This is a genomic window from Paenibacillus plantiphilus (assembly GCF_927798095.1).
Lineage (GTDB): Bacteria > Bacillota > Bacilli > Paenibacillales > Paenibacillaceae > Paenibacillus_Z > Paenibacillus_Z plantiphilus.
Window position 1 is genome coordinate 1 of sequence record NZ_CAKMMF010000042.1, and the last position, 21,346, is coordinate 21,346.

General features: G+C 47.2%; 18 protein-coding genes and 1 pseudogene. 4 read left to right on the plus strand and 15 right to left on the minus strand.

Translation table 11 applies throughout. The annotated features are described in order from the left end of the window. Nucleotides 1-189 precede the first annotated feature (189 nt). The 10 genes from L6H65_RS24430 to L6H65_RS24475 all read right to left on the minus strand — a co-directional run bounded on the left by L6H65_RS24430 (nucleotide 190) and on the right by L6H65_RS24475 (nucleotide 12,955). Nucleotides 190-2,244 (minus strand): beta-galactosidase, encoded by a 2,055-nt coding sequence (locus L6H65_RS24430; RefSeq protein ID WP_236346697.1) that lies wholly within the window; start codon nucleotides 2,242-2,244, stop codon nucleotides 190-192. 30 nt (nucleotides 2,245-2,274) lie between these two features. Next, entirely contained in the window at nucleotides 2,275-3,423 is a 1,149-nt protein-coding gene (gene dgoD / locus L6H65_RS24435; RefSeq protein ID WP_236346699.1) for a galactonate dehydratase, read from the minus strand. A 29-nt stretch (nucleotides 3,424-3,452) separates the two neighbouring features. Next, a complete protein-coding gene (locus tag L6H65_RS24440; RefSeq protein ID WP_236346701.1) occupies nucleotides 3,453-4,469 on the minus strand; it encodes a 2-dehydro-3-deoxygalactonokinase in 1,017 nt (338 codons plus the stop codon). 18 nt (nucleotides 4,470-4,487) lie between these two features. After that, nucleotides 4,488-5,141 (minus strand): bifunctional 4-hydroxy-2-oxoglutarate aldolase/2-dehydro-3-deoxy-phosphogluconate aldolase, encoded by a 654-nt coding sequence (locus tag L6H65_RS24445; RefSeq protein WP_236346702.1) that lies wholly within the window; start codon nucleotides 5,139-5,141, stop codon nucleotides 4,488-4,490. A 28-nt stretch (nucleotides 5,142-5,169) separates the two neighbouring features. Then, a complete protein-coding gene (gene lacZ / locus L6H65_RS24450; RefSeq protein WP_236346706.1) occupies nucleotides 5,170-8,334 on the minus strand; it encodes a beta-galactosidase, LacZ type in 3,165 nt (1,054 codons plus the stop codon). Nucleotides 8,335-8,343: 9 nt separating this feature from the next. Further along, the gene (locus L6H65_RS24455) at nucleotides 8,344-9,174 is read right to left on the minus strand and encodes a carbohydrate ABC transporter permease (RefSeq protein WP_236346709.1); all 831 of its coding nucleotides are present in this window, start codon (nucleotides 9,172-9,174) and stop codon (nucleotides 8,344-8,346) included. After that, nucleotides 9,171-10,100: a carbohydrate ABC transporter permease gene (locus tag L6H65_RS24460; RefSeq protein WP_236346712.1), complete on the minus strand. Its 930-nt coding sequence runs from the start codon at nucleotides 10,098-10,100 to the stop codon at nucleotides 9,171-9,173. Before L6H65_RS24460 ends, L6H65_RS24455 begins: the two co-directional genes overlap by 4 nt. A 114-nt stretch (nucleotides 10,101-10,214) precedes the next feature. Continuing rightward, entirely contained in the window at nucleotides 10,215-11,537 is a 1,323-nt protein-coding gene (locus L6H65_RS24465) for an ABC transporter substrate-binding protein (RefSeq protein WP_236346714.1), read from the minus strand. 176 nt (nucleotides 11,538-11,713) lie between these two features. Continuing rightward, on the minus strand, nucleotides 11,714-12,472 hold the full coding sequence (locus tag L6H65_RS24470) for an IclR family transcriptional regulator (RefSeq protein WP_236346717.1): 759 nt from the start codon (nucleotides 12,470-12,472) through the stop codon (nucleotides 11,714-11,716). 255 nt (nucleotides 12,473-12,727) lie between these two features. Then, a complete protein-coding gene (locus L6H65_RS24475; protein WP_236346720.1) occupies nucleotides 12,728-12,955 on the minus strand; it encodes a hypothetical protein in 228 nt (75 codons plus the stop codon). Nucleotides 12,956-13,162: 207 nt separating this feature from the next. On the opposite strand from L6H65_RS24475, the gene L6H65_RS24480 reads away from it, so the two are divergent. From L6H65_RS24480 to L6H65_RS24490, 3 genes are all read left to right on the plus strand, one after another. Beyond that, a complete protein-coding gene (locus L6H65_RS24480) occupies nucleotides 13,163-13,780 on the plus strand; it encodes a TetR/AcrR family transcriptional regulator (RefSeq protein WP_236346724.1) in 618 nt (205 codons plus the stop codon). A gap of 134 nt (nucleotides 13,781-13,914) precedes the next feature. Further along, entirely contained in the window at nucleotides 13,915-15,120 is a 1,206-nt protein-coding gene (locus L6H65_RS24485) for an MFS transporter (protein WP_236346726.1), read from the plus strand. A gap of 277 nt (nucleotides 15,121-15,397) precedes the next feature. Further along, a complete protein-coding gene (locus tag L6H65_RS24490; protein WP_236346729.1) occupies nucleotides 15,398-16,966 on the plus strand; it encodes a histidine kinase N-terminal 7TM domain-containing diguanylate cyclase in 1,569 nt (522 codons plus the stop codon). A 65-nt stretch (nucleotides 16,967-17,031) separates the two neighbouring features. On the opposite strand, the pseudogene L6H65_RS24495 reads toward L6H65_RS24490, so the two are convergent. The 4 genes and pseudogenes from L6H65_RS24495 to L6H65_RS24510 form a co-directional block, all read right to left on the minus strand. Beyond that, nucleotides 17,032-17,287: pseudogene (locus tag L6H65_RS24495) on the minus strand (formylglycine-generating enzyme family protein); the annotation flags it as partial. Nucleotides 17,288-17,323: 36 nt separating this feature from the next. Then, nucleotides 17,324-17,857, minus strand: coding sequence for a P-loop nucleotide/nucleoside kinase family protein (locus L6H65_RS24500; protein WP_236346732.1), 534 nt, complete (start codon nucleotides 17,855-17,857; stop codon nucleotides 17,324-17,326). A gap of 325 nt (nucleotides 17,858-18,182) precedes the next feature. After that, entirely contained in the window at nucleotides 18,183-18,989 is an 807-nt protein-coding gene (locus L6H65_RS24505; RefSeq protein ID WP_371877763.1) for a TrmH family RNA methyltransferase, read from the minus strand. 8 nt (nucleotides 18,990-18,997) lie between these two features. Next, nucleotides 18,998-19,663 carry a potassium channel family protein gene (locus tag L6H65_RS24510; protein ID WP_290370475.1) on the minus strand — a complete coding sequence of 222 codons (666 nt, stop codon included), beginning with the start codon at nucleotides 19,661-19,663 and terminating at the stop codon, nucleotides 18,998-19,000. A gap of 148 nt (nucleotides 19,664-19,811) precedes the next feature. Between L6H65_RS24510 and sspI the strand changes: the two genes are divergently transcribed. After that, on the plus strand, nucleotides 19,812-20,048 hold the full coding sequence (sspI, locus tag L6H65_RS24515; RefSeq protein ID WP_236346738.1) for a small acid-soluble spore protein SspI: 237 nt from the start codon (nucleotides 19,812-19,814) through the stop codon (nucleotides 20,046-20,048). A gap of 123 nt (nucleotides 20,049-20,171) precedes the next feature. Here sspI and L6H65_RS24520 read toward each other — a convergent pair whose 3' ends face one another. After that, nucleotides 20,172-21,335, minus strand: a complete 1,164-nt coding sequence (locus L6H65_RS24520) for a Gfo/Idh/MocA family protein (protein WP_236346741.1) — start codon at nucleotides 21,333-21,335, stop codon at nucleotides 20,172-20,174. Nucleotides 21,336-21,346: the final 11 nt, after the last annotated feature.

Genomic DNA, 21,346 nt, shown 5'->3' on the forward strand with positions numbered 1-21,346 from the left:
AGCTTCCTTCAGATTCCACCTCACGATGGACACCCTTGCTCTTGGCTAATGGTTGGCAACTGCCAGCCCCCATAGCGGACTTTCACCGCCTAGCTACGCGCCATGCGTGGCGCACAATAAAGAGAAACCCGAACGTCTTGGAAAAGACGTGGGCTTCTCGACAATCTGAGGGGCTTCTCCCCTCTTCTTTCAACTTGTTATCTCTACAATAATAACCCCATAAGGTTCGAGCATAATCGTCCCAGTGTGCTGCTGTTGAGTCAGAATATCCTCTACCTGGTGTTTGAACGTAATCTCCGCTGAATCACTGCTGAAATTAAGCAGAAATAATAACTTTCGATCCCCGGATTGGCGTATGCTGACTTCCACTTCCTTAGGAACGATACAATGCTCTTGAATCGGAGACTGTATCCCTAACCTCGCGATCATTTCATAGATCACATATTGATTAAATGAAGCTCCGTAATACCACGCATATCCATCGCCGACTTTATTTCTGGTCAGAGCAGGCTTCCCCTTATAATACTTTGAAGAATACTCCGCCATCACTTCTACCGAAGGGGATTCCAGACGAATCACCTCATTAAATAAGTCGGCCGTATAAGCGTCTTGCCCACCGCTAAAATGAATTTGTGTCGCTTCCTCCGAAGGAATCACATGCGTGAAATCTTCCACAGCTATGCCGCATAGCTCGGCAACCGGACCAGGTGATAGCCGCATATTGCAATGGCCGAACTCGTCTTTGTAACCTGTACGGCATCCGAAAATAACCGTCCCGCCGCGCTGCACATATTGCTTCATTAACTCGGCCGTTTCCTCTGTCATAATAGCAGGATGCGGATAAACGAGGACCTCGTATTTCAGCATTTCCTCCAAAGTAATCCCCGAATGAAGATATAGGAAGTCGGTTGGAATGTGCGAATATTGCAGCGCCTTGAACCATTCAAGCGAACTTTGCTTGTCCATCGGACCATGCCAATTATCCAGCTCTCCGTCCCATTCATTGTCATAATCTCTGACGATCGCAATCTTCGCCGCATATCGGGTTCCGGCAATTTTGCCGCCGATTGTTGCACATTCCACTCCAACCCTTTGAAGCTCCTCGATCCTGCGGTTCGATTGATTATGATGGTCATTAATGCCAAACCAATACATTTCTGTGCCAACCGTTGCCGTTCTCCAGCGAAAATAAGAAATCAAATCGGCGCCATGCGCGATTGACTGATACGTCCATAATCGGAGCTGTCCCGGCCGGGGCGACGGAACCCCTACCCGATTCACCCATCCGCCAGGACCGGCTTGCTGCTCCATGACACAGAAGTTAGGCGATATGGACCGAACAGCCGATAGATTCATGCTCCACTTTCTGTCCAGCAATGGATTATCACCCGGCTCCGGGCGTACTGTCGAGAACAAAGGATAGGAATCATAGGATAAGAAGTCCAATGCTTCTCCTGTAAGCTCGTGATAGTTCAAATGTCCGAAAAGCGTGTTCGTCGTTACCCATTGATTATGAACAACCTCGCGCAAAATATCCGACTGCAATTTGGCGAACGAGATCGTGTTGTCAGATATGAACCGTTTCTCATCCAATGCTTGATGCGGATTAGGCGAATTGGATGCCGTCGGACGCAGCAGATGTACCTGCTCCCAATCTGTGTAGGTTTGGCTCCAAAAAGTCGCACCCCACGCATGATTTAGCTGGTCTAAAGTGCCGTACTTCTTCTTCAGCCATTCTCTGAATGCCCGATGATCCGCATCCGCGTAAAAAACGTTGACCTCGCAATTCAGCTCATTATCGATCTGCCAGCCGATAATCGCAGGATGATCCTTATAATTTTCCGCCAGTTTCCTCGTAATGACGGCACATAATTCCCGATACTTTGTACTGCTGTAATTATAGTGCCGGCGTCCCCCATGCTGATATACGGTCCCGTCATGGGATGCATTCAACACTTCCGGGTAACGCTGGGTCAGCCAAGCAGGCGGCGTAGCTGTCGGCGTCCCCATGATCACCTGCAATCCGAATTTGGCGGCGAGATTGACCGCTCTGTCAAACAGACTAAAGTCAAACACGCCCTCTTCCGGCTCCATAAGCGACCAACCGAACTCACCGATCCGTATAATGGAAATGCCCATCTCGCGCATTCTTTGAAAATCGTCCGGCCATATGGTTTCATCCCAATGTTCAGGGTAATAGCAAACACCTAATCTTAATTCATTTAACGTTAATGATTTAGACATTCGGCCGTACCTCCCCCAGCAATTTGACTCCTACCACTCCGCAATTGATCCGTCACGATGGCGCCAGACCGGATTTTTCCAATTGTGGCCGACTTTCGCTCTTTCCCGCACATAATCCTCGTCAATCTCAATCCCCAGACCGGGGCCTTTAGGAATTTTCACATAGCCGTCGTTATAGTCGAACACAGTTCGATCCTTAATATAATCGAGAATATCATTGCCGGCATTGTAATGAATGCCCAGGCTCTGCTCCTGAATAAACGCATTATGCGAGGTCGCGTCCACCTGCAAGCAAGCGGCAAGGGCAATCGGGCCAAGAGGGCAATGCGGAGCCAGTGCTATATCGTATGCTTCCGCCATCGAGGCAATTTTCTTCACTTCTGTTATCCCTCCGGCATGGGACACATCCGGTTGAATAATATCAACATAACCATCAGCCAGAAGCGACTTGAAATCCCATCTTGAGAACATTCTTTCCCCTGTAGCAATCGGGATATGCGTGCTGTTCGCGATATCTCTTAACGCCTCATTATTCTCAGGAAGAACAGGCTCCTCGATGAACATTGGACGGTACGGCTCCAGCTCCTTGGCCAGAATTTTGGCCATTGGCTTATGCACTCTTCCGTGAAAATCAATGCCGATCCCGATTCCTTTGCCGACCGCTTCCCGAACGGTTGCGATTCGCTCGACAACCTGATCGATTTTTTCATACGAATCAACATACTGCAATTCCTCGGTTCCGTTCATCTTAACCGCTGTAAATCCGGCATTGACAACATCTTTGGCTGCCTGTCCAACATCAGCCGGACGGTCGCCTCCAATCCAGGAATAGACGCGGATCGAATCGCGGCAAGCGCCGCCCATTAATTCATGAACCGGGGCTTGATGATATTTCCCTTTAATATCCCACAGCGCTTGGTCAATGCCTGCAATGGCGCTCATCAGGATCGCGCCGCCCCGGTAAAATCCCGAACGATACATCATATTCCAATGATCCTCGATATGAAGCGGATCTTTCCCGTGGAGCGATTGCATCAGCTCTTCAACCGCCGCCTTGACCGTGTGCGCCTTGCCCTCAATGACAGGCTCTCCCCATCCGACAATGCCTTCACTCGTTTCAATTTTCAAAAACAGCCATCTGGGAGGCACTGTAAACAGCTCATAACCCGTAATCTTCATCCTCATACCCGCCTCTGCATAGCTATTGATTATGTTGCCCAATTCGCCATCTGATCCATTTTCAAATTGCCGATTTCAACCGCTCCGATGATCGTACACTTTGCCACCTGTTCATCTGTTGCTTCAATTACATTTGGATACTGCAAATAGTTTAGAATATGTGCAAAAGACCCGCGTAAAGGATTATTGCCTCCAACGACAATCCAATCCGGCTTCAACTCGTCGTACAAGGACTGAAATGAAAGAATATCGGAGGCCAGCACGGCGCCGACAAAAAAGTTAGCCCGTTGATTGTGATCCATCTTCTCGAATAATTGCAGCAGCCGAAGTTGATATAATGTGCGCGCCAACCCATTTCTTTGGCTGGAATGAAACCCTTGAATTAACGCATCCGTATCCGTTGTCTCGATAAGCTCTTTCGTTATCGAGTCTGATAAAATCGTATCCTTCTGAATCGCGTACAGCATTTCTCCGCTTAATGTGGACAGACAGGACAAGATTTCACCGTCATCCGTCATTACATATTTCGTATGCGAGCCCGGCAGAATCATAATCCCCTTGCCTGATAAGTCAAGCTGACGGATTAATCCGAAGGTCTCCACCTCTTCGCCCCGCATCACATCCAGTTTATCCAACTGCTCGCCAAACGATAATTGCGGTTCGCGGGAAAATGAGTTTTTCATGCCAGGGATAAAAATGCATGGGATATTAAGAAACTCCGGCAGCTGCTTCACTATCGAGCCGGTTGAGAAGTCAGCCTTTTGACATGGACCCATAACATGAGGAACCTGTACGATACCCAGATTTGAAGTAATCATCCCGGCAGCCGCGATATAAGCAATATCCTTCGGCTCGCAATCGTTGCGACGGAGGATCTCTTCTATTCCACTGGATAACTCCCGCTTCAGCTCATCAGCCGATCCATGGATTGCAGTATTTTTCACTCCGACATTTTTTTTGACCAAATCAATAATTGAATACTCGGAGTCTTCTACTAAATAAATTCTTGTGTTCGTTGTTCCCGCATCAATGGTTATAATATACATAGTTACCACCGCTCATATTCAAAGTGTGTCCGATGTTTCACGGTTAAATTGGTCGACAATACCGACAAGCTGTCTGGCGCGACTTTCAATTTCAAGAAAATTGCCTTCCTTAATAAGCTGATCGTTCACTAATGTCGAACCCATTCCTAGCGCTAAGCTCCCGGCCTCCAAATATTGCTTGGCATTATCTGCTGTAATTCCTCCCATAGGGACGATCTCCACATGCGGCAAAGGGGCTAAAATATCTTTCAAGTATTTCGGTCCTAAAGAGCTGATCGGGAAAATTTTCACCGCTTTGGCGCCATATTCATACGCCGTTATAATCTCTGTCGGTGTCAACACACCAGGGATAAAAGGAACATTGTAGCGATTCGCCATCTGAAGCGCCTCTTTATTCAACAGCGGCGACAACAAGAAGGAAGCGCCGGCCATAATCGCCGACCGGGTAGTTTCCGCGTCCAGAACCGTACCGACACCAATTATTGCATCGGGATGATTCTCTTTAATTTTCTCAATATGATTCAGAGCATTCGGGGTGTTCATCGTAATTTCAATGACCTTCACACCGCCGCTGTACAAGCTCGCCACAACCTCTGCGATATGTTCTTCGGATTGAACTCTGATCGCCGAGATAATTTTTTGTTGTCGTATAATATCCAGTACGCTCGTCATCTATATCTCTCCTATCCATCGCATCGCATCATTCGCGAGTGGTCTGTTTCATTAGTTCAAAGGGAGTAGTGAAACGATTGGAGTATGGTTTCAAACGCATCGCAAATTCGAAATTCCCACTCTCCAGCTTATATTGATCCAACACATCGGGGCCGCAGCTGGACGAGCCTAGTCCATGCTGCCGATGATCCAGATGGACCGTTATGAACTCCTGTTTGATCAGGTCATAGGTATGCTTCGCTTGATCCAGATTGTCCATTGTGTAATAGCTCGCGCCAAAATCCAATTTCGGCTGCCCGATTACGACAAAGCCCTGTCCATGCGGATTGGTGAAAGAAACCCATCTGACATCATGGCGGTTGCCGTTTTCCTGAGGATAAACATATGGCGTATGCAGCTCGTCCGCTTTTTTCATCCAGAGGCCGATAGGATTGGCTTCCCTGCTGTCCGCATAAGACTCTCCCGGACCGCAGCCATACCAGGCCACTTCATCGAATGTCTTCGGAATCTCCAGATTGAGCCCGATTCTCGGGAATGTCGCAGGAGGTGTTCCCTGGATATCTCCCTTCACTTCGATGAACAGGTCTCCGCTCGAATAGACCGTGTACGTATAGGTGATCACAATCCCCCATTTGAGAATCGGAGGAGCAACTCGCGTAATGACTCGTATCTCAACAGCATTCTTGTCTGCCGAGAGCGTATGCTCAATCCGGTCCATCCGATGCTGCAGCCAATGCAAGCCGTATTCCTTCCATTCCACAATGGATGGAATTTCCTTCCAATGCTCTTGCGCCCACAAATCATTATCAATGGAAGCTCTCCACAGGTTGAATTGAGGACCTTGCTCGATCAGACTATCCCCTTGATAGATCCATTCCTGCAGTTTTCCATTATGCTTGTTCATCGTTAAGCTGAAATCCTCGCCCTCAACCATCAAGCGATCTTCAGCATCTTCTACCTTTAATGGCTGACAGCTTGCGAACGAAAGCTTTGTTTCTTCGCTTTTGACGACAGGCAATTCCAACTGCGCCCAAGCGATTTCGAATCCGGCCTTAGCCCACGCGGTATCAGCTGCCAATGTGAACCTGATATTCAGCCAACCATCGTTTCCCTTACATTTGCTCATATCGATCGGCAAGGAAATGACCTGACTCTCTCTTGGCTTCACGTCAAGATTCGTTATGATGCCGCCATCTATCACTTTGCCTTCAGACATGATAGACCAGCTGGCATGCAGATGCGCAAGCGAGCGGAAATCATAATGGTTCGTTATCGAAATCTTGCCTTCCCTTAGATCGACCGCGTTTACTTTGACCGGTTCAATCACCTTCTTATACTCCATGAGCGCAGGTGAAGGGGTTCGGTCCGACATGACAAGACCATCGATGACGAAGTTGGAATCATTCGGCGAATCTCCGAAATCTCCGCCATAGGCAAAGAATTCCTGACCATCTTCAGTAAATTGGCGAATACCGTGATCCATCCATTCCCATACAAAGCCGCCTTGAAGCCGGTCATATTGATAGATCGTTTCCCAATATTCCTTCAAGCTTCCGGGGCCGTTCCCCATCGCATGGGCATATTCGCACAAAATATGCGGCTTCGTTAAATCCGTTCTTCTCCCCAACTGACCAAGCACATCAATCGCAGTATACATCGTCGTGAAGACATCCGATGCTTCCGGCTCACGCTTGGGATCATAGAAGCTTTCTTCCCGCAGGATGACTCTGCATTCCCCTTCGTAATGCGTAAGTCTGGTCGGATCATATTCCCTTGTCCAATCCGCGATAGCCTTTAAATTCTCGCCATATCCGGACTCATTGCCAAGCGACCACATAATAATGGATGGGTGGTTTTTGTCCCGATGGACCATTCGCTGCATTCTGTCCATATAGGCGTCTTTCCAAGCGGGATCATCACTGATTTCACTGATATTGCCCGTCAGCACAAAACCATGACATTCGATATCCGCTTCATCTATGACATAAAGTCCGTACTCGTCGCACAGGTCATAGAACCTTGGGTCATTCGGATAATGAGCCGTTCGAACCGCATTAATGTTATGCTGCTTCATCAATTGGACGTCAGCAATCATCCATTCGAGCGGGACCGCTCTACCCAGATCAGGATGATGCTCATGACGATTGACGCCTTTCAGCTTAATCGGCGCTCCATTCACTAGCAACAGACCGTCCTTCAGTTCAACATGGCGGAACCCGACTCGAATAGGCACTACTTCAATGACATCATTATTCTGGTCCTTTAATGTCACTAACAATGTATATAAATAAGGGTGCTCAGCCGACCATTTATTCGGACGTGTTACCGTCATCTCTGCCATTATCAACCGCTGATTGACATGTCCAGACCATACATCTCCACCGTTTTCAATGCTCACAGGCTGATTCTCGGAATCTAACAGCTGCAGCTCTAGCTGCACAATAGAATCAAGCGCATTCTCGCCAATCTCAATGGCGGTTGTCACTTCGATCGTTGCATGCTCATAGTTCCCATCAAGCTTTGTTTTGACAAACAGATCTTGAATATGAATTTTCGGCAGTGCCAACAAATACACATCACGGAAAATCCCGCTTAACCACCACATGTCCTGATCTTCCAAGTAACTACCATCCGACCATTGATAGACTCGAACAGCTATTTTATTATTCCCTTCACGAATGAACGGTGTAATATCAAACTCTGAAGGCATACGGCTGCCTTGGCTGTAGCCGACCTCCTGTCCATTAATCCAGACATGAAAGGCGCTGTCGACGCCTTCGAACCGCAATACAAGCTTCCTGTCCAGCCAATCGCCCGGCACAAAAAATGTTCTGCTGTAGCAGCCGGTCGGATTTTCACTCGGCACCTTCGGAGGGTCCACCGGAAACGGATAAGCCTGATTCGTATAATGCGGCTTGCCATATCCATGCATTTGCCAGGAAGACGGGACGGCTAATTCATCCCAACCGCTATCATCATAAGTTTCGGAGTAGAACTGCCTGGAGGCTGCGTTCTCACGATCCGAATAATAAAATTTCCATGTGCCGTTTAATAGCTTTACAAAGCTGGAGCTGCCTCTTGCCATGGATAACGCACTCTCTTTATCTGAATAGGGAATAAAATATGCATGATCCTGCAACCGGTTCCGTTGAAGGACATTCAGATTCTCCCAGTCCTTAGTAGCCAATGTCATTCCTCCCTGCTATCCCTTAACCGCTCCGCCGAGAATGCCGGAGACAAAATGTTTTTGCATGAATAAGAAAATAACGATTACGGGCAACACCGATATGGTCGTACCCAACATCGCTTGGCCATAATCAATACTGTCTTGTCCAGCCAATGTCGAGAGAGCTACCGGCAATGTGAACATATCTTTCGTATTCATAACGACCAACGGCCACATGAAATTGTTCCATTGATGGTTGAACAAGAATATCGCAACGGCCGCTAGAGCAGGCTTCATCGTAGGCAGCGCAATTCGGAAGAAAATATAAAATTCTCCCGCACTATCGATTCTTGCCGCCTCTATCAACGAATCCGGCAACGCCTTCATATTTTGCCTCATTAAGAAGATCGGGAATACATAAACAAGCTGCGGCAAAATAACGGCGGAATACGTGTTCATCCAATCCAATTTCGCAAACAACTGAAACAACGGGATGATGGTCGCTTGATATGGGATCATCATCGACAGGATCAATATAACGAAGATGACATTTCTTCCCTTGAAATCAAATTTCGCAAACGCATATCCTGCTGCCGCACATAAAACCAACCCAATGAGTGTGTACGTAATTGCAATGAACAAAGAGTTGAATAACGATTTCCAAATTAGAATGGATTCATTCAAATTCGTTAAGTTCTCTAACAGATTCGATCCTGGCAGAAATGTCGGCGGGATGTTAAACACATCTCCCGACTTATTGGTTGCTCCGATAATCATCCAATAAAAAGGGATGATTGTAATCAGAACACCGATGATCAGAGCGAGATACAACAACGTTTTCTTTAAAGTCTGGTTACTCTGTTTCATTCTTTTTCACCTGCCAGCTTAAATTGCACAATGGATAGGATGGCAACAATAAGAACGACAGCATAAGTGATCGCAGATGCATAACCAAAATCAAAATACGTAAATCCATGTTGATAAAGGTACAACGTCAACGTCAGCGTTCGATTGTTCGGCCCTCCGCCGGTCAACGTATATGGCTCATCGAACAATTGAAAACTTCCGATTGTCGACATAATAAACGTGACCAATAATACAGGCTTTAATTGCGGAAGCGTAATATAAAAGAATTGTTTGACCTTGCTGGCCCCATCTATACTTGCGGCTTCATACAAATCATTGGATATATTCTGCAGTCCCGCCAATAGAATAACCATGTTGTACCCTGCCCACCGCCAAGTGGTTACAATGATGAGCGTCACCAGCGGCCAATACCCGTCAGAAAGCCAGCCAATTGGCTGAAAGCCAATCGAAGTTATTACATAATTAAACAGTCCATAATCTTTATTCAGGAGCAGCATGAAAATAACCGATGCCGCTACTAACGAGGTAAGGACGGGCGAGAAAAATCCGATTCGGAATAATCCCTTCAGCTTCAAGAATGAAGAATTTAAAGCTACCGCCATCAGAACAGCCAGCGTAAGCATCAAAGGAACTTGAATAACCAAGATGATCATGGAATTCCCCAGAGCTTTATAAAATATAGGGTCCTCAATCAATCTTGAATAGTTTTTCAAACCGGCAAATACATATTCTCCGCGTACTCTTGTTTGAAAACTTAATAGTACGGAGTAGATAATCGGATAAACATAGAAAATCGAAAATAAAATGAGTATTGGAGCCAGTAATAGATAAGGCATCGTTTTTGCTGTTACGAATTTCTTTTTTTGTTTGCCCTTCACTTGCCCGCTACCTTCAGGCTCATTATTTTCGGCTAAAGAATACTGCATAAACCAGACTCTCCTCCCCGAATTCATGAACGCATGAATTCGAATGCTTTCAGGTAAGTCATCGGCATCAATAACCTATTGCTTGCCGATGACTCTCCCTGTCTTACTCGTTAATTAATTGGCTTCTCTTCCGGTTTGCTGCGCCATTTGTTTCTTCATATTATCGATAACCTTTTCCGGCGAAGCGCCTTCCAGAATCAATGCGCTTAATTGGTCAGTCGCAACTTGTCTGGCCACCAGATTGCTTTCCGTAAAGTTAACTGGCGGAATCTCTTTCACCACTTCAGCAAATTGCTTGAATACAGGCTGATTATTAAAGTATTCCTGATTTTGGTTGAAATAAGGTTCGTCATACACAGCTTTGTACGCTGGGAACAAGCCGTGATTCTCCAATGCTTTCAATTGCATATCTGTATTTGCCGAAGCAAACTCAGAGAACAGATACGCGGCTTCTTTATTTTTGGAGGACGAAAGAATCGTCAGAGCAGAACCGCCATTATCGGCAGCGTGCACTCCGCCTTCTTTAAATACCGGCAGCGGGAATGTACCCCACTTGCCAGAGAGTTCCGGCATTTGATCCAGCATCGTGCCGCTCCACCAGACAGCATCCGGGTTGGTAGCCACTTTACCGTTTTTCATTGCCGCGACCTGTCCATCCCAGTTTGAAGTATTCAACAAAATACCCGTTTCATTCATTTCTTGAATTTTGGCCAGCGCTCTGTTCATTTCAACCGTATTGACATCAATTTTCCCTTCAGCATCGAAGTAATATTTGCCCTGCTGCTGCAGCATAATACGGAGGATATCGTCTTGGTTCCCTATCCGGTTACCGATCATCGAAACGCCTGTCTTTTCCTTTATTACCTTACCGGCAGCGATATAGTCATCCCACGTCACAATTGTGGACGGATCTACACCAGCTTGTTCAAATATATCCACCCGATAAAATACAGACACCGGGCCCAAATCACGCGGGAAAGCAATCACATTGCCATCCAGATTCTTTACAGCTTCAATGGTTGATTCCGGGAAATCACCGATGTGCTTGTCAAAACCCAAGTTGGATATTTCCTGAAATCCTTTTGGAAATTGATTCACGAACGTAGGCAGTTTATTGACCGCAATCTGTGTAACGTCTGGAAGACCTGATCCACCGGCAGCAAGACCGGCCGTTAATTTATCATAAATCTGGTCATTACCGATCGTTTCCATGTTCACCTTAATATTTGGATATTCTGCAGTGAACGCCGGAATAACCGTTTTTGATAAGTATTCCGCTTCAAGGGCCCATGCCCAAACCGTAATATCTCCGGATACTTCACCAGGATTATCGGAAGGAGCTGCAACTTCGTTATCTTTATTTGAATTACCGCTACTACAAGCGCTTACAATTAACAGCGTAATTAACAGCATCGTGAAAAGCTTGAATCGTTTCATTTAGATCGACACTCCTCTTTTTGTTTTGAAGGATTTTTAATCTTTTCTGCAATGACACTCTAATGTTGAACCCCTTCTACATAATCACCTCCTTAAAAAGGATTTATTCACTGTTCCGTATTACGGAACATCGTTCTAATATATGGTTAAAATAAAAAGAGAGAGGGAAAATGATTTTAAAATCCCATTTCTCTAGAAATCTCCTTCGCAATTTGACTCACTTGCGGCCCGATCTGTCTCATGCGCTCTTGCGATATACGAGTAGTTGGACCTGCAACACTTATACCTGCGATTACCTTATTCTCAAAATTAAATATCGGAGCGGCAGCACAACGAACTCCGCGTTCATGTTCTTCATCATCAAAGGCATAACCGTTCCGGTGAGCTTCTTTAAGCGCTTCCATTAGTTGCCCTCTAGTTATTAAGGTCGTTTCAGTGAATTTCTGCAATCCTTTTGTCTCAATGACACGGTCGATTTCCTCATCTGGAAGGCCTGATAGCATTGCCTTGCCTAATCCTGTACAATGAGCAGGGGCACGCAAACCAACCTGGGAGTACATTCTAATGGTCGCAGAGCTTTCAAGCTTGTCGATGTAAACAACTTCCCCTTTTTCATAGACCGCCAAGTGTGTTGTTTCGCCTGTTAAGTCCACCAACCTTTTTAAATAAGGGGTTGCCAAACGTCTTAAATCCATTGATTTCGCAACTTCATTGCCGAGCTGCAGCAGCTTTAAACCCAACCGGTAATGATCCGTTTGATCATCCTTTTGAACATAGCCCTCTTCCAGCAGTGAGAACAATAACCTGAAAGCAGTACTCTTCGCTACATCTAATCGATTGGAAATTTCAGTAACGCCCAGACCATCGGGATGATTCCTGAGAATCTCCAATATACTCAAAGCTCTTTGTACAGACTGAATCGATTGGCTCGCCATGCTTCACCTCTCACTCTGTTCCGTATTAAGGAACGGTGTTTCGTTATTAGTAATTATAAGATGCCATTAGTCGGTTTGTCAATCTATCTGAAAGCCTTTTCTTCAGCAAATTGTGGGCAAGCTCCTTTCGGTTTTATCCTTACTCAGGCCCCCCAGATATGAACAGCTTTCCCCCTCGCTTGCCAGCCCTATTCGGACTTTCACGGTAGAGATGCCATTTATGCTGGACCTATCAATGAAAAAACAGGTTAGAAATCAGTCCGATTTCAACCCGTTTTTTGTCTGCTTGCCAGTAACGCTACTAATCCGATTCCTATAATCCTTTAACACATCTTCTAGCTTACTTACCTCATCAATACCTAGACGCACCGTAACATATTCCGGCGAGATGCCACCTCCATTAACTTCCAACAGCAAGCTGTTATCCCCTTGATCCAATCGAATGTTCATTAATTCATGATCGAGCAATGTGATCCACTTCATCTGTACACCCCGCACATGCTTCATTTTCACTTTATTTTACAGAAAACTTGCATATAAATCTATAGACAGACTCGAAATTTTAACGCCTCGAAAACGACGAAGGCTATCAATTATTGCATAATCTAACGGTTCGCGTTAAAATACAGAATAAATATTCAGTATTATGGGGACCCGTTCGGGATCGTCATGGAATTGGAGTGCGTGGGGATGAATAAAAAGAAGCATCAGAGCGAGCAAACGAAGAAACGAGTTGCTGACGCCGCAAGAGCGCTATTCGTGCAGAAGGGCTACAAGGCCACCTCCATTGAAGATATAGTCCATGCCACGGGAAGCAGTGCGGGGAACATCTACTACCATTTCAAGAGCAAGGAAGGTCTGTTTTTCTATCTCATGAACGAGTGGGACCATGAATGGGATCAGAATTGGAAGGAACGGGAGCAGTCCTATCTGACAACGACTGACAAGCTGTACGGGCTGGCCGAGCAGTTGGCGCTGGACAACTTGAATCACCCCCTCACCAAAGCCGCAGACGAGTTTTTCAACAATGCAGAGAAGGCCAGCGATGTGCAGGAGCGAATCGCCGAGATGGTCGAGGGGCATCTCCAATTCAATGCAGGACTGCTCAGGCAAGGAATTGAGAACGGGGAATTCGAGGCACATAATGTAGAGAACCTTGCCATTATTCTTGATAGCCTAATGTACGGGCTGAGCCAGATTACGCGCCAATTGACCCAGGAGGAGACGCTGGAGCTGCACCGGATGGCGGTCAAGGTGTTTCTCCATGGCGTGGCCAAATCTGCCGACAATCCTGTTTCCAATAACTAGTCAGCATCTGTTCCAAGCGCCTTCGTTCATTCAGAGATTTCAATCATGAAGCCTCTGGTCAATGACTATAGGCGCTTCATTCAGGCCATAATATAAAATGAATATTCAGTATAATTATTGGAGGATCAGCATTCATGTCACTACTTCTTAGAAACAGAGGCTCCATTCTGCTGCTTATGATTAATATTTTTCTAATCTTCATGGGAATCGGCCTTGTTATACCGGTTGTTCCCCAATATATGACCGACCTCAATATCAGCGGCAGCATTGTAGGACTGCTGGTCGCGGCATTTTCGCTAACCCAGCTTTTGTTCTCGCCCAAGGCAGGCAGGCTGTCGGACAAATTCGGACGGAAGCGGATCATCGTGTTCGGCATGATTATCTTCGCGCTCTCCGAATGGATGTTCGGAGCCGTCAGCTCGCCTGCTCTGCTGTTCATGTCGCGGATGCTCGGAGGCGTCGGCGCAGCGCTTATTATGCCGGCTGTAATGGCCTATGCGGCGGATGTCACTTCCACCGAAGAGCGGGCGCAGGGCATGGGATTCATTAATGCGGCTATAACAACGGGGTTTATTATAGGTCCCGGGATCGGCGGGTTTCTGGCTGAATACGGGGTGCGCGTTCCTTTCTATGCGGCAGCAGTCGCGGGTCTTGCGGCCGCATTAATAACTGCTATTATTTTGCCGGAATCGCTGCCTGCGGATAAACGCAAACGGATCGCTGCGGTGCAGGATAGCCAGCCCAATCTGATCGCCCAGCTGCTGCGTTCGTACCGCGAGCCTTATTTCATCAGTCTGGTTATCGTTTTTGTCATGTCATTCGGTCTTGCAAATTATGAGACGATCTTCGGTCTGTTTGTCGATCACAAGTTCGGCTTCACGCCCAAAGACATTGCCTATATTATAACGTTCGGCTCCATTGCCGGCGCTGTAGTGCAGGCTACCATATTCGGATGGATTCTGAACCGCTTTGGCGAGAAACGGGTCATCTCCGTCTGCCTCATTATGGCCGGTCTGTTCATTCTCCTGACACTGCTTGCCAGCGGCTTCTGGACCGTGTTCGCGGCTACATTTTTCGTATTTTTATCCATCGATATTTTGCGTCCGGCGATCGGCACCCAAATGTCCAAAATGGCAGCCGACCAGCAAGGCTATGTTGCCGGCCTCAACTCGGCCTTTACAAGCCTCGGCAATATTGCCGGGCCTGCGGTGGCAGGCTTCCTGTTCGATGTGAATCTCAATTATCCGTATATTTTGGCCGCCATGATTCTATTGCTCAGCTTCTTCATCTCTATGGGGCAGGGGAAGCAATCGGTATCAAAAGCGGAAACGAACAGCTAGAAATTGTATGCCCTATGACGCCGCCCCTCTGCATATCCGCTCGCAGCTCCCGGATATGGAAGAGGGACGGATTTTTTTTATTTCCTGATATACCAGCCGCTGGCCGTTCTGCTGTCCAGACACAGAAAATGGGCCGATTCTTGTCTCGAAATCGGGGCTATAGTTTGCGCATTTGTTATGTTACCATTAGATTATCCGACGTAATTTTCATAGACCGGCATTCAGGAGCCATGTGAAATCTAACAAATCAATATGACAGCGGGGAAACAATAACATTATGGGATCCCAACTTACAATGTACATCTCTTTAATTGCGGTCTCGGGCGTCCTCTGTTCCTTTATCGGTATTTACGCTTATTTCCGCAGAAAGGAAATGCCCGGCGCGAGTACGTTCATGATTTATATCGCGGTTCAGGCCATTTATATTTTTGCTTACGCTTTTCAATTGTCAAGCGACACGCTAGTAGAAATCAAGCGCTGGACGATACTGGAATATATCGGCATCGCCTTCGCGCCAGTGCTGGGCTTGAAGCTTATTCTACGGTACATCGGCAAGTCTGTCTCACGCGTCTTGTCCGCAGCCTTGTTCGTCATCCCGGTCATTACGATGGCTTTAGTATCGACGAATGACCTTCATCATTTATTCTATAAATCAATGAAATTCAGAGAGGATACTTCGCTTCCATTCGTTGAGGTCGTGATCGGGGAATGGTATATCGTACACGGCATCTTTACGTTCAGCTGTCTGCTGGCGGGAGTCATTCTGCTGTCCAGACAGTGGACAAAAACCAAGAAAATTTACCGCAAGCAGCTGGCGACGCTTATATGCGGACAATTTATTCCGATGATCTCCGCCTTTGTCTATCTGATGGGGCTCACCCCTGGAGGGACAGACCCGGTGCCATTCATGATGAGCATAACCTCCGCTATGTATATATGGGCCATCCTGACGACCCGGATGCTGACCGTAGTTCCTATTGCCAAGGAAAGTATTTTTGAGAGTATGCGGGAAGGGGTTATCGTCCTCGATTCTGCAGACCGGCTGATTGATTTCAATGGAGCTGTAAGCAGAATGCTGCCCCGGCTTAATAACGGATGGATCGGCAAAAAGCTGGATGACAGCTGGCAGCAGCTGACCGGCTCGCCTTTCCCCGACGTCCGGCGCCCGAACAGTATGCAGGAAGTGCAGATTACAGCGGAGAACGGAGCGGTCGCCTTTTATCAAATCCGTTCCTCTCAGGTGAGAAGCCGGAACGGCGAGCTGGCGGGAAGTCTTCTGATGCTTATTGAAGTGACGGAGCAGAAGCTGCTGCAGGATCAATTAAAGGAGATGGCCTATTATGATGGCCTGACCAAAATTTATAATCGCACCCAGTTCATTCACCGCAGCAAAGAAATATTGCAGCAGGCCCGGCACCGGAGCGAGCCGGTATCCTTCATTCTGTTCGATATTGATTTTTTCAAGCATGTCAACGACACCTATGGGCATGAGACGGGCGACCAGGTCATTATCCATGTCGTAAACGTATGCCAGCAGATTATCGCTCCGGAGATGCTGTTCGCCCGTTATGGCGGCGAAGAGTTTGTTCTTGCTCTGCCGTCCGCGTCACTGCGCGAGGCTGGCGAGCTGGCAGAACGAATTCGGACCAAGCTGGAGCGCTCGCCACTCTCCACGAAGTATGGAACGATCAAGGTGACCTCCAGCTTCGGAGCCGCCCAATATTCCGAGCAAAGCGATACGCTCGAAGCCTTGCTCCGTGACTCTGACGCAGCGTTATACGAAGCCAAGAGAGCCGGACGCAATTGCGTCCGGCTGGCGAAGGAGATTCCTGTCCGCCTCGTTTAGCGGATATTTCTAATTCAGCATTCGTCATTACCAATGCATGACGCGCGCCCAGCCACGCAGCAGCTTCACTTCCATTCTGCCGCAACGCGGAACCCGCAGCTGCCCGTCGAGCCCTCTGGTGTATTGGCGCTTCGGGCCGCTTACGCGATAGTAGTTGCAATAAGACCGATAGCACAGGCAAGAGCCGCCTCTCATCGACCTTCTCCCCGTTGGAATCGTAAATTCGGGATTCACTGCGGCCGTTTCATGATGATAGCGAGGAATGAACCAATCGGAGGAGCACCATTCCCACACATTGCCCGACATATTGTATAAGCCGTAATCAATTTTCCCTTAATGGTATATGGAACTTGTCATCTAATCTGCTATAACAATTTCCCCCTCATTTCTTGGTTCTTCAAATCCATTAAGAAAGGTTGTTAAAATCTCTTCAGTAATAGTAAAAGCTGCATTTGCATCAAAGCGTTGGCTTCGTATCTTAAGGCGCTTTCGCAGTTCATCAGGATGTACTTTCAAATAAATAAGCCTCCATGTACCTCCAGAGTTTTCAATAAACTGTTTAAACTCATCTCTTTCTGACCGTTGCCAAAAACTAGAGTCAACAACAACCTGTTTGTTATCTTCAATTAGCTTTACTAACTTGCTGCGTAATCTTATATGCGCTTTATCCAAATACTCCCTATATTTTTCAACTGGATAATCAATTCCATAGCGACCATTTGCAGTCCATACTTCCTCATCAATAGAAAGACGTACGAAACCATCCTTTTCTAATTTTTGAGAGAAGGTTGTTTTTCCCGAACCAGCTATTCCACACATTATTACGATTAAAGAAGAATCAGTATCTCTTTCTCGATCAATCAAATCATCCATGCTCGACTTCTCAAACATATTTTGATCCTCCTCAATATATCTATCTAAAACCTCCGCTAAAAAATCACCCGCACTTTATTTTCTTTTAGTTTAATTTGTTAGAAAAAGAATAGTAGTCAGTAGAGGATCATCAGAAGATTCGCTTGTTCTAATAAACAGTGGATTTGGTTGTACATACTTGATTGGGGAGAAAAGATCAAGAAAATGTATATGCAAAAAATGGCGACACCCCCCTGTAAATCAAGGAAATAGACGCCATTTGGTTGTCACATAATGATGATATAAGTCTCAAACTTACTTTAAAATCAGTCTCGATTCGTGTTAAAACTCGACCTGTTTCAGTTCAGTGCTCCGCATAATGCCGCTGCCGCATCGCCTCATACAGCAGCACAGTCCCGGCCATCGCAACATTAAGCGATTCCGAGCCGCCGCGCATTGGGATGATCACATTCTCCTCCACCATTTGGAGCGATTCTGATGACAAACCATTCGATTCATTGCCCAGCAGTAGCCAGCTCGATCTGCGCCAATCATAGCTATAGCATGTGCTCGATGCTTGAAGACTTGTGCCAACGAGCCGAATACCACGACTCTTCGCCTCAGGCAGCAGCGTAGCAAGCTCAGCCTCGACAATAGGCAAATGGAACAGGGACCCCATCGTCGAACGTACCGTCTTCGGATTGTACAGATCAACACAGCCTCTTCCCAATACCACCGCATCCGCACCCGCCGCATCTGCGCTTCGAATAATCGTTCCGACATTGCCGGGATCACGCACTCCGTCAAGAACGACAACAAGCGAATTGTCCATAAACAATGAAGAAGCGTCCCGTTCAAACTTCGCTACAACACCAAATATCGGCGGCGGCGTATCCGTTCCCGTGCATTTGGCCATGACGGCAGGCGAAGCTTCAACGAGCTCGCACTTCGCCTCTTGAAGCAGCGCTTCAAGCTCCTTCGGCATGCCCCGCTCCGCATCGAAGACGACAGTATCCACTTGTGCGCCAGCAAGCAGAGCCTCCTGTACCAAATGAACGCCCTCAACGATAAATTTGCCGTTTCTGTCACGATGCTTCTTATCAAGCAAGCCAGCCATCGCCTTAACTTTCTCATTCTGAAGTGAGGTAATACTGTTTATATGTCTACGCACCGTATATATCAGCCTTCCGCATATGCGATTTCTAGATTGGTCAAATCATTGTTTTTCCCTACAATGACAAGCACATCGTCCTCATGAATGATATCCTCTGCATAAGGAGAAATGTTCATTTTGACACCTGTTTTAATTGCCATTACATTGCATTTGAACTTCGCCCTGACATCAAGCTGCTTCAGATTCTTTCCTATGAATTGGCGAGGGGCCTTCATCTCAATGATACTATAGTCATCCGAGAGCTCGATATAATCAAGGATGTTAGGGGAAATTAAATGATGAGCGACACGCAATCCCATATCACGCTCTGGGAACACCACTTTGTCTGCGCCGATTTTGCTGAGCACTTTGCCATGAAGCTCGTTTTGCGCCTTCACAATTAATCTCGGCACACCGAGCTCCTTCAAGATCAGCGTTGTCAGAATGCTTGCCTGTATATCTGCGCCGATCGCGACAACGACGACATCAAAGTTGCGAATGCCGAGCGCGCGAAGCGTTTCTTCGTCCGTTGTATCTGCGGATACAGCATGAGTAACCGTTCCGGAGACTTCTTGAATTCTCTGTTCGCTCACATCAATGGCAAGCACCTCAAAGCCGAGCTTGGACAATGCATCCGCTACACTCGAACCGAAACGTCCCATTCCAATGACTGCAAATTGCTTCTTGGCCAATATCCGACACCCCTTATCCATGATCAAACGCAATCCTTCCCCTTATTATAGCATAGGAGGCGGCTTCATCAGAAACAAAGCCAAGAGGATGAAACTGCTGCCGTCAGGATATATTAAACGCGAAAAACGAATATGGAGGGATATCCGTTTGCAAAATCTAGATTTGCGGCAGGCCATTATTCAGCGGGTTCAAGATAAGTCAGGCGAGGAATTAAAGGATGTCATCGAAGGCTCGATCGACAACGACGAGCGCGCATTGCCAGGGCTAGGCGTATTATTCGAAATTATATGGAAGCAAAGCAATGCAGCCAACCAGCATCTAATGATCGATGCCCTGTACAACAATTTCCACAACAATGAGAACATTGCGCCAAGTCCAAGCTAAATTCAGTATAAGCAATCGCGAGTAAGCTCTGACTGGTTCCATTCGTTCCCAACATGAACTGCAAGCCATACAAGGTCCTTGAAGCTCCCTGCTGACAGGTACAGCTTCAAGGACCTCCCTATGTTATCTCAGCTCCGAAATTGCGACCCAGCGCCGTTCCGTAATGGACTTATCTACGGCTTCCAGAACTGCCTGGCAAGCAGCGCCATCCTCGAAGCTAGGACAAGGCTGGCGATTCTCCGCAATAGCCATCATCAATTCATGCACCTCATGCGTAAATGTATGCTCATAGCCGAGCGCATGACCAGGCGGCCACCAAGCATCGCTGTATGCATGCGCGGAGTCGGTTGCGAGCACCCGCCTGAAGCCCTGCACATCGTCAGCATCATCCGTGAAATACACCTGAAGCTCATTTACACGCTCAAAATCGAACTTCAGGCTGCCTTTACTGCCATTAATCTCGAAGGAATGCGTACAACGATGCCCCGCAGCGAAGCGAGTCGCTTCAATACTGCCAAGCGTCCCACCTGCAAATCTCGCCAGAAATAGCGTTGCATCATCGACCGTAACCGGTCCGCGCAGACCGCTCCTGCCGCCTTGCTCTTGCAGTCCAGCCGTCGTAAGTGACAGCGGTCTCTCTTTCACAAAGGTCTCACTCATCCCAATAACCTCTTGAAATTCGCCAATCAGGTAGCGCGCCATATCAATGACATGAGCCCCGAGATCCCCGTGCGAGCCGGACCCGGCAATCTCCTTCTGCAGCCGCCATACAAGCGGAAACTCAGGGTCCACGATCCAATCCTGCAGAAACTGTCCTCTAAAATGATAAATTTGCCCTATTCGCCCTTCCGTAATCAGCTTCTTGGCAAGCTGAACCGCAGGAGCAAACCGGTAATTAAATCCGACCATATGCTTGACACCGGCTTTCTCAGCCGCATTTAACATCTCGATGGAATCAGCCAGACTAAGCGCCAGCGGCTTCTCACAAAAAATATGCTTTCCCGAAGCTGCCGCCGCAATCGCAATTTCCTTGTGCACATCGCTAGGCGCACTAATATCAATCAGATCTATATCATCACGAGCAACCAGCCTGCGCCAATCCGTCTCCGCGCTTTCCCAGCCGAACCGTTCTCTGGCCTCTTCAACGCCCCGCGCATCACGTCCACATATCGCCTTCAACTCCGGCCGGAGCACATTCGAGAAAAACATAGGCAGCGCGCGATAAGCGTTGCTGTGAGCCTTGCCCATGAACTTATAACCAATCATCCCTACTCGCACGTTGTTCATGAATGAGTTCC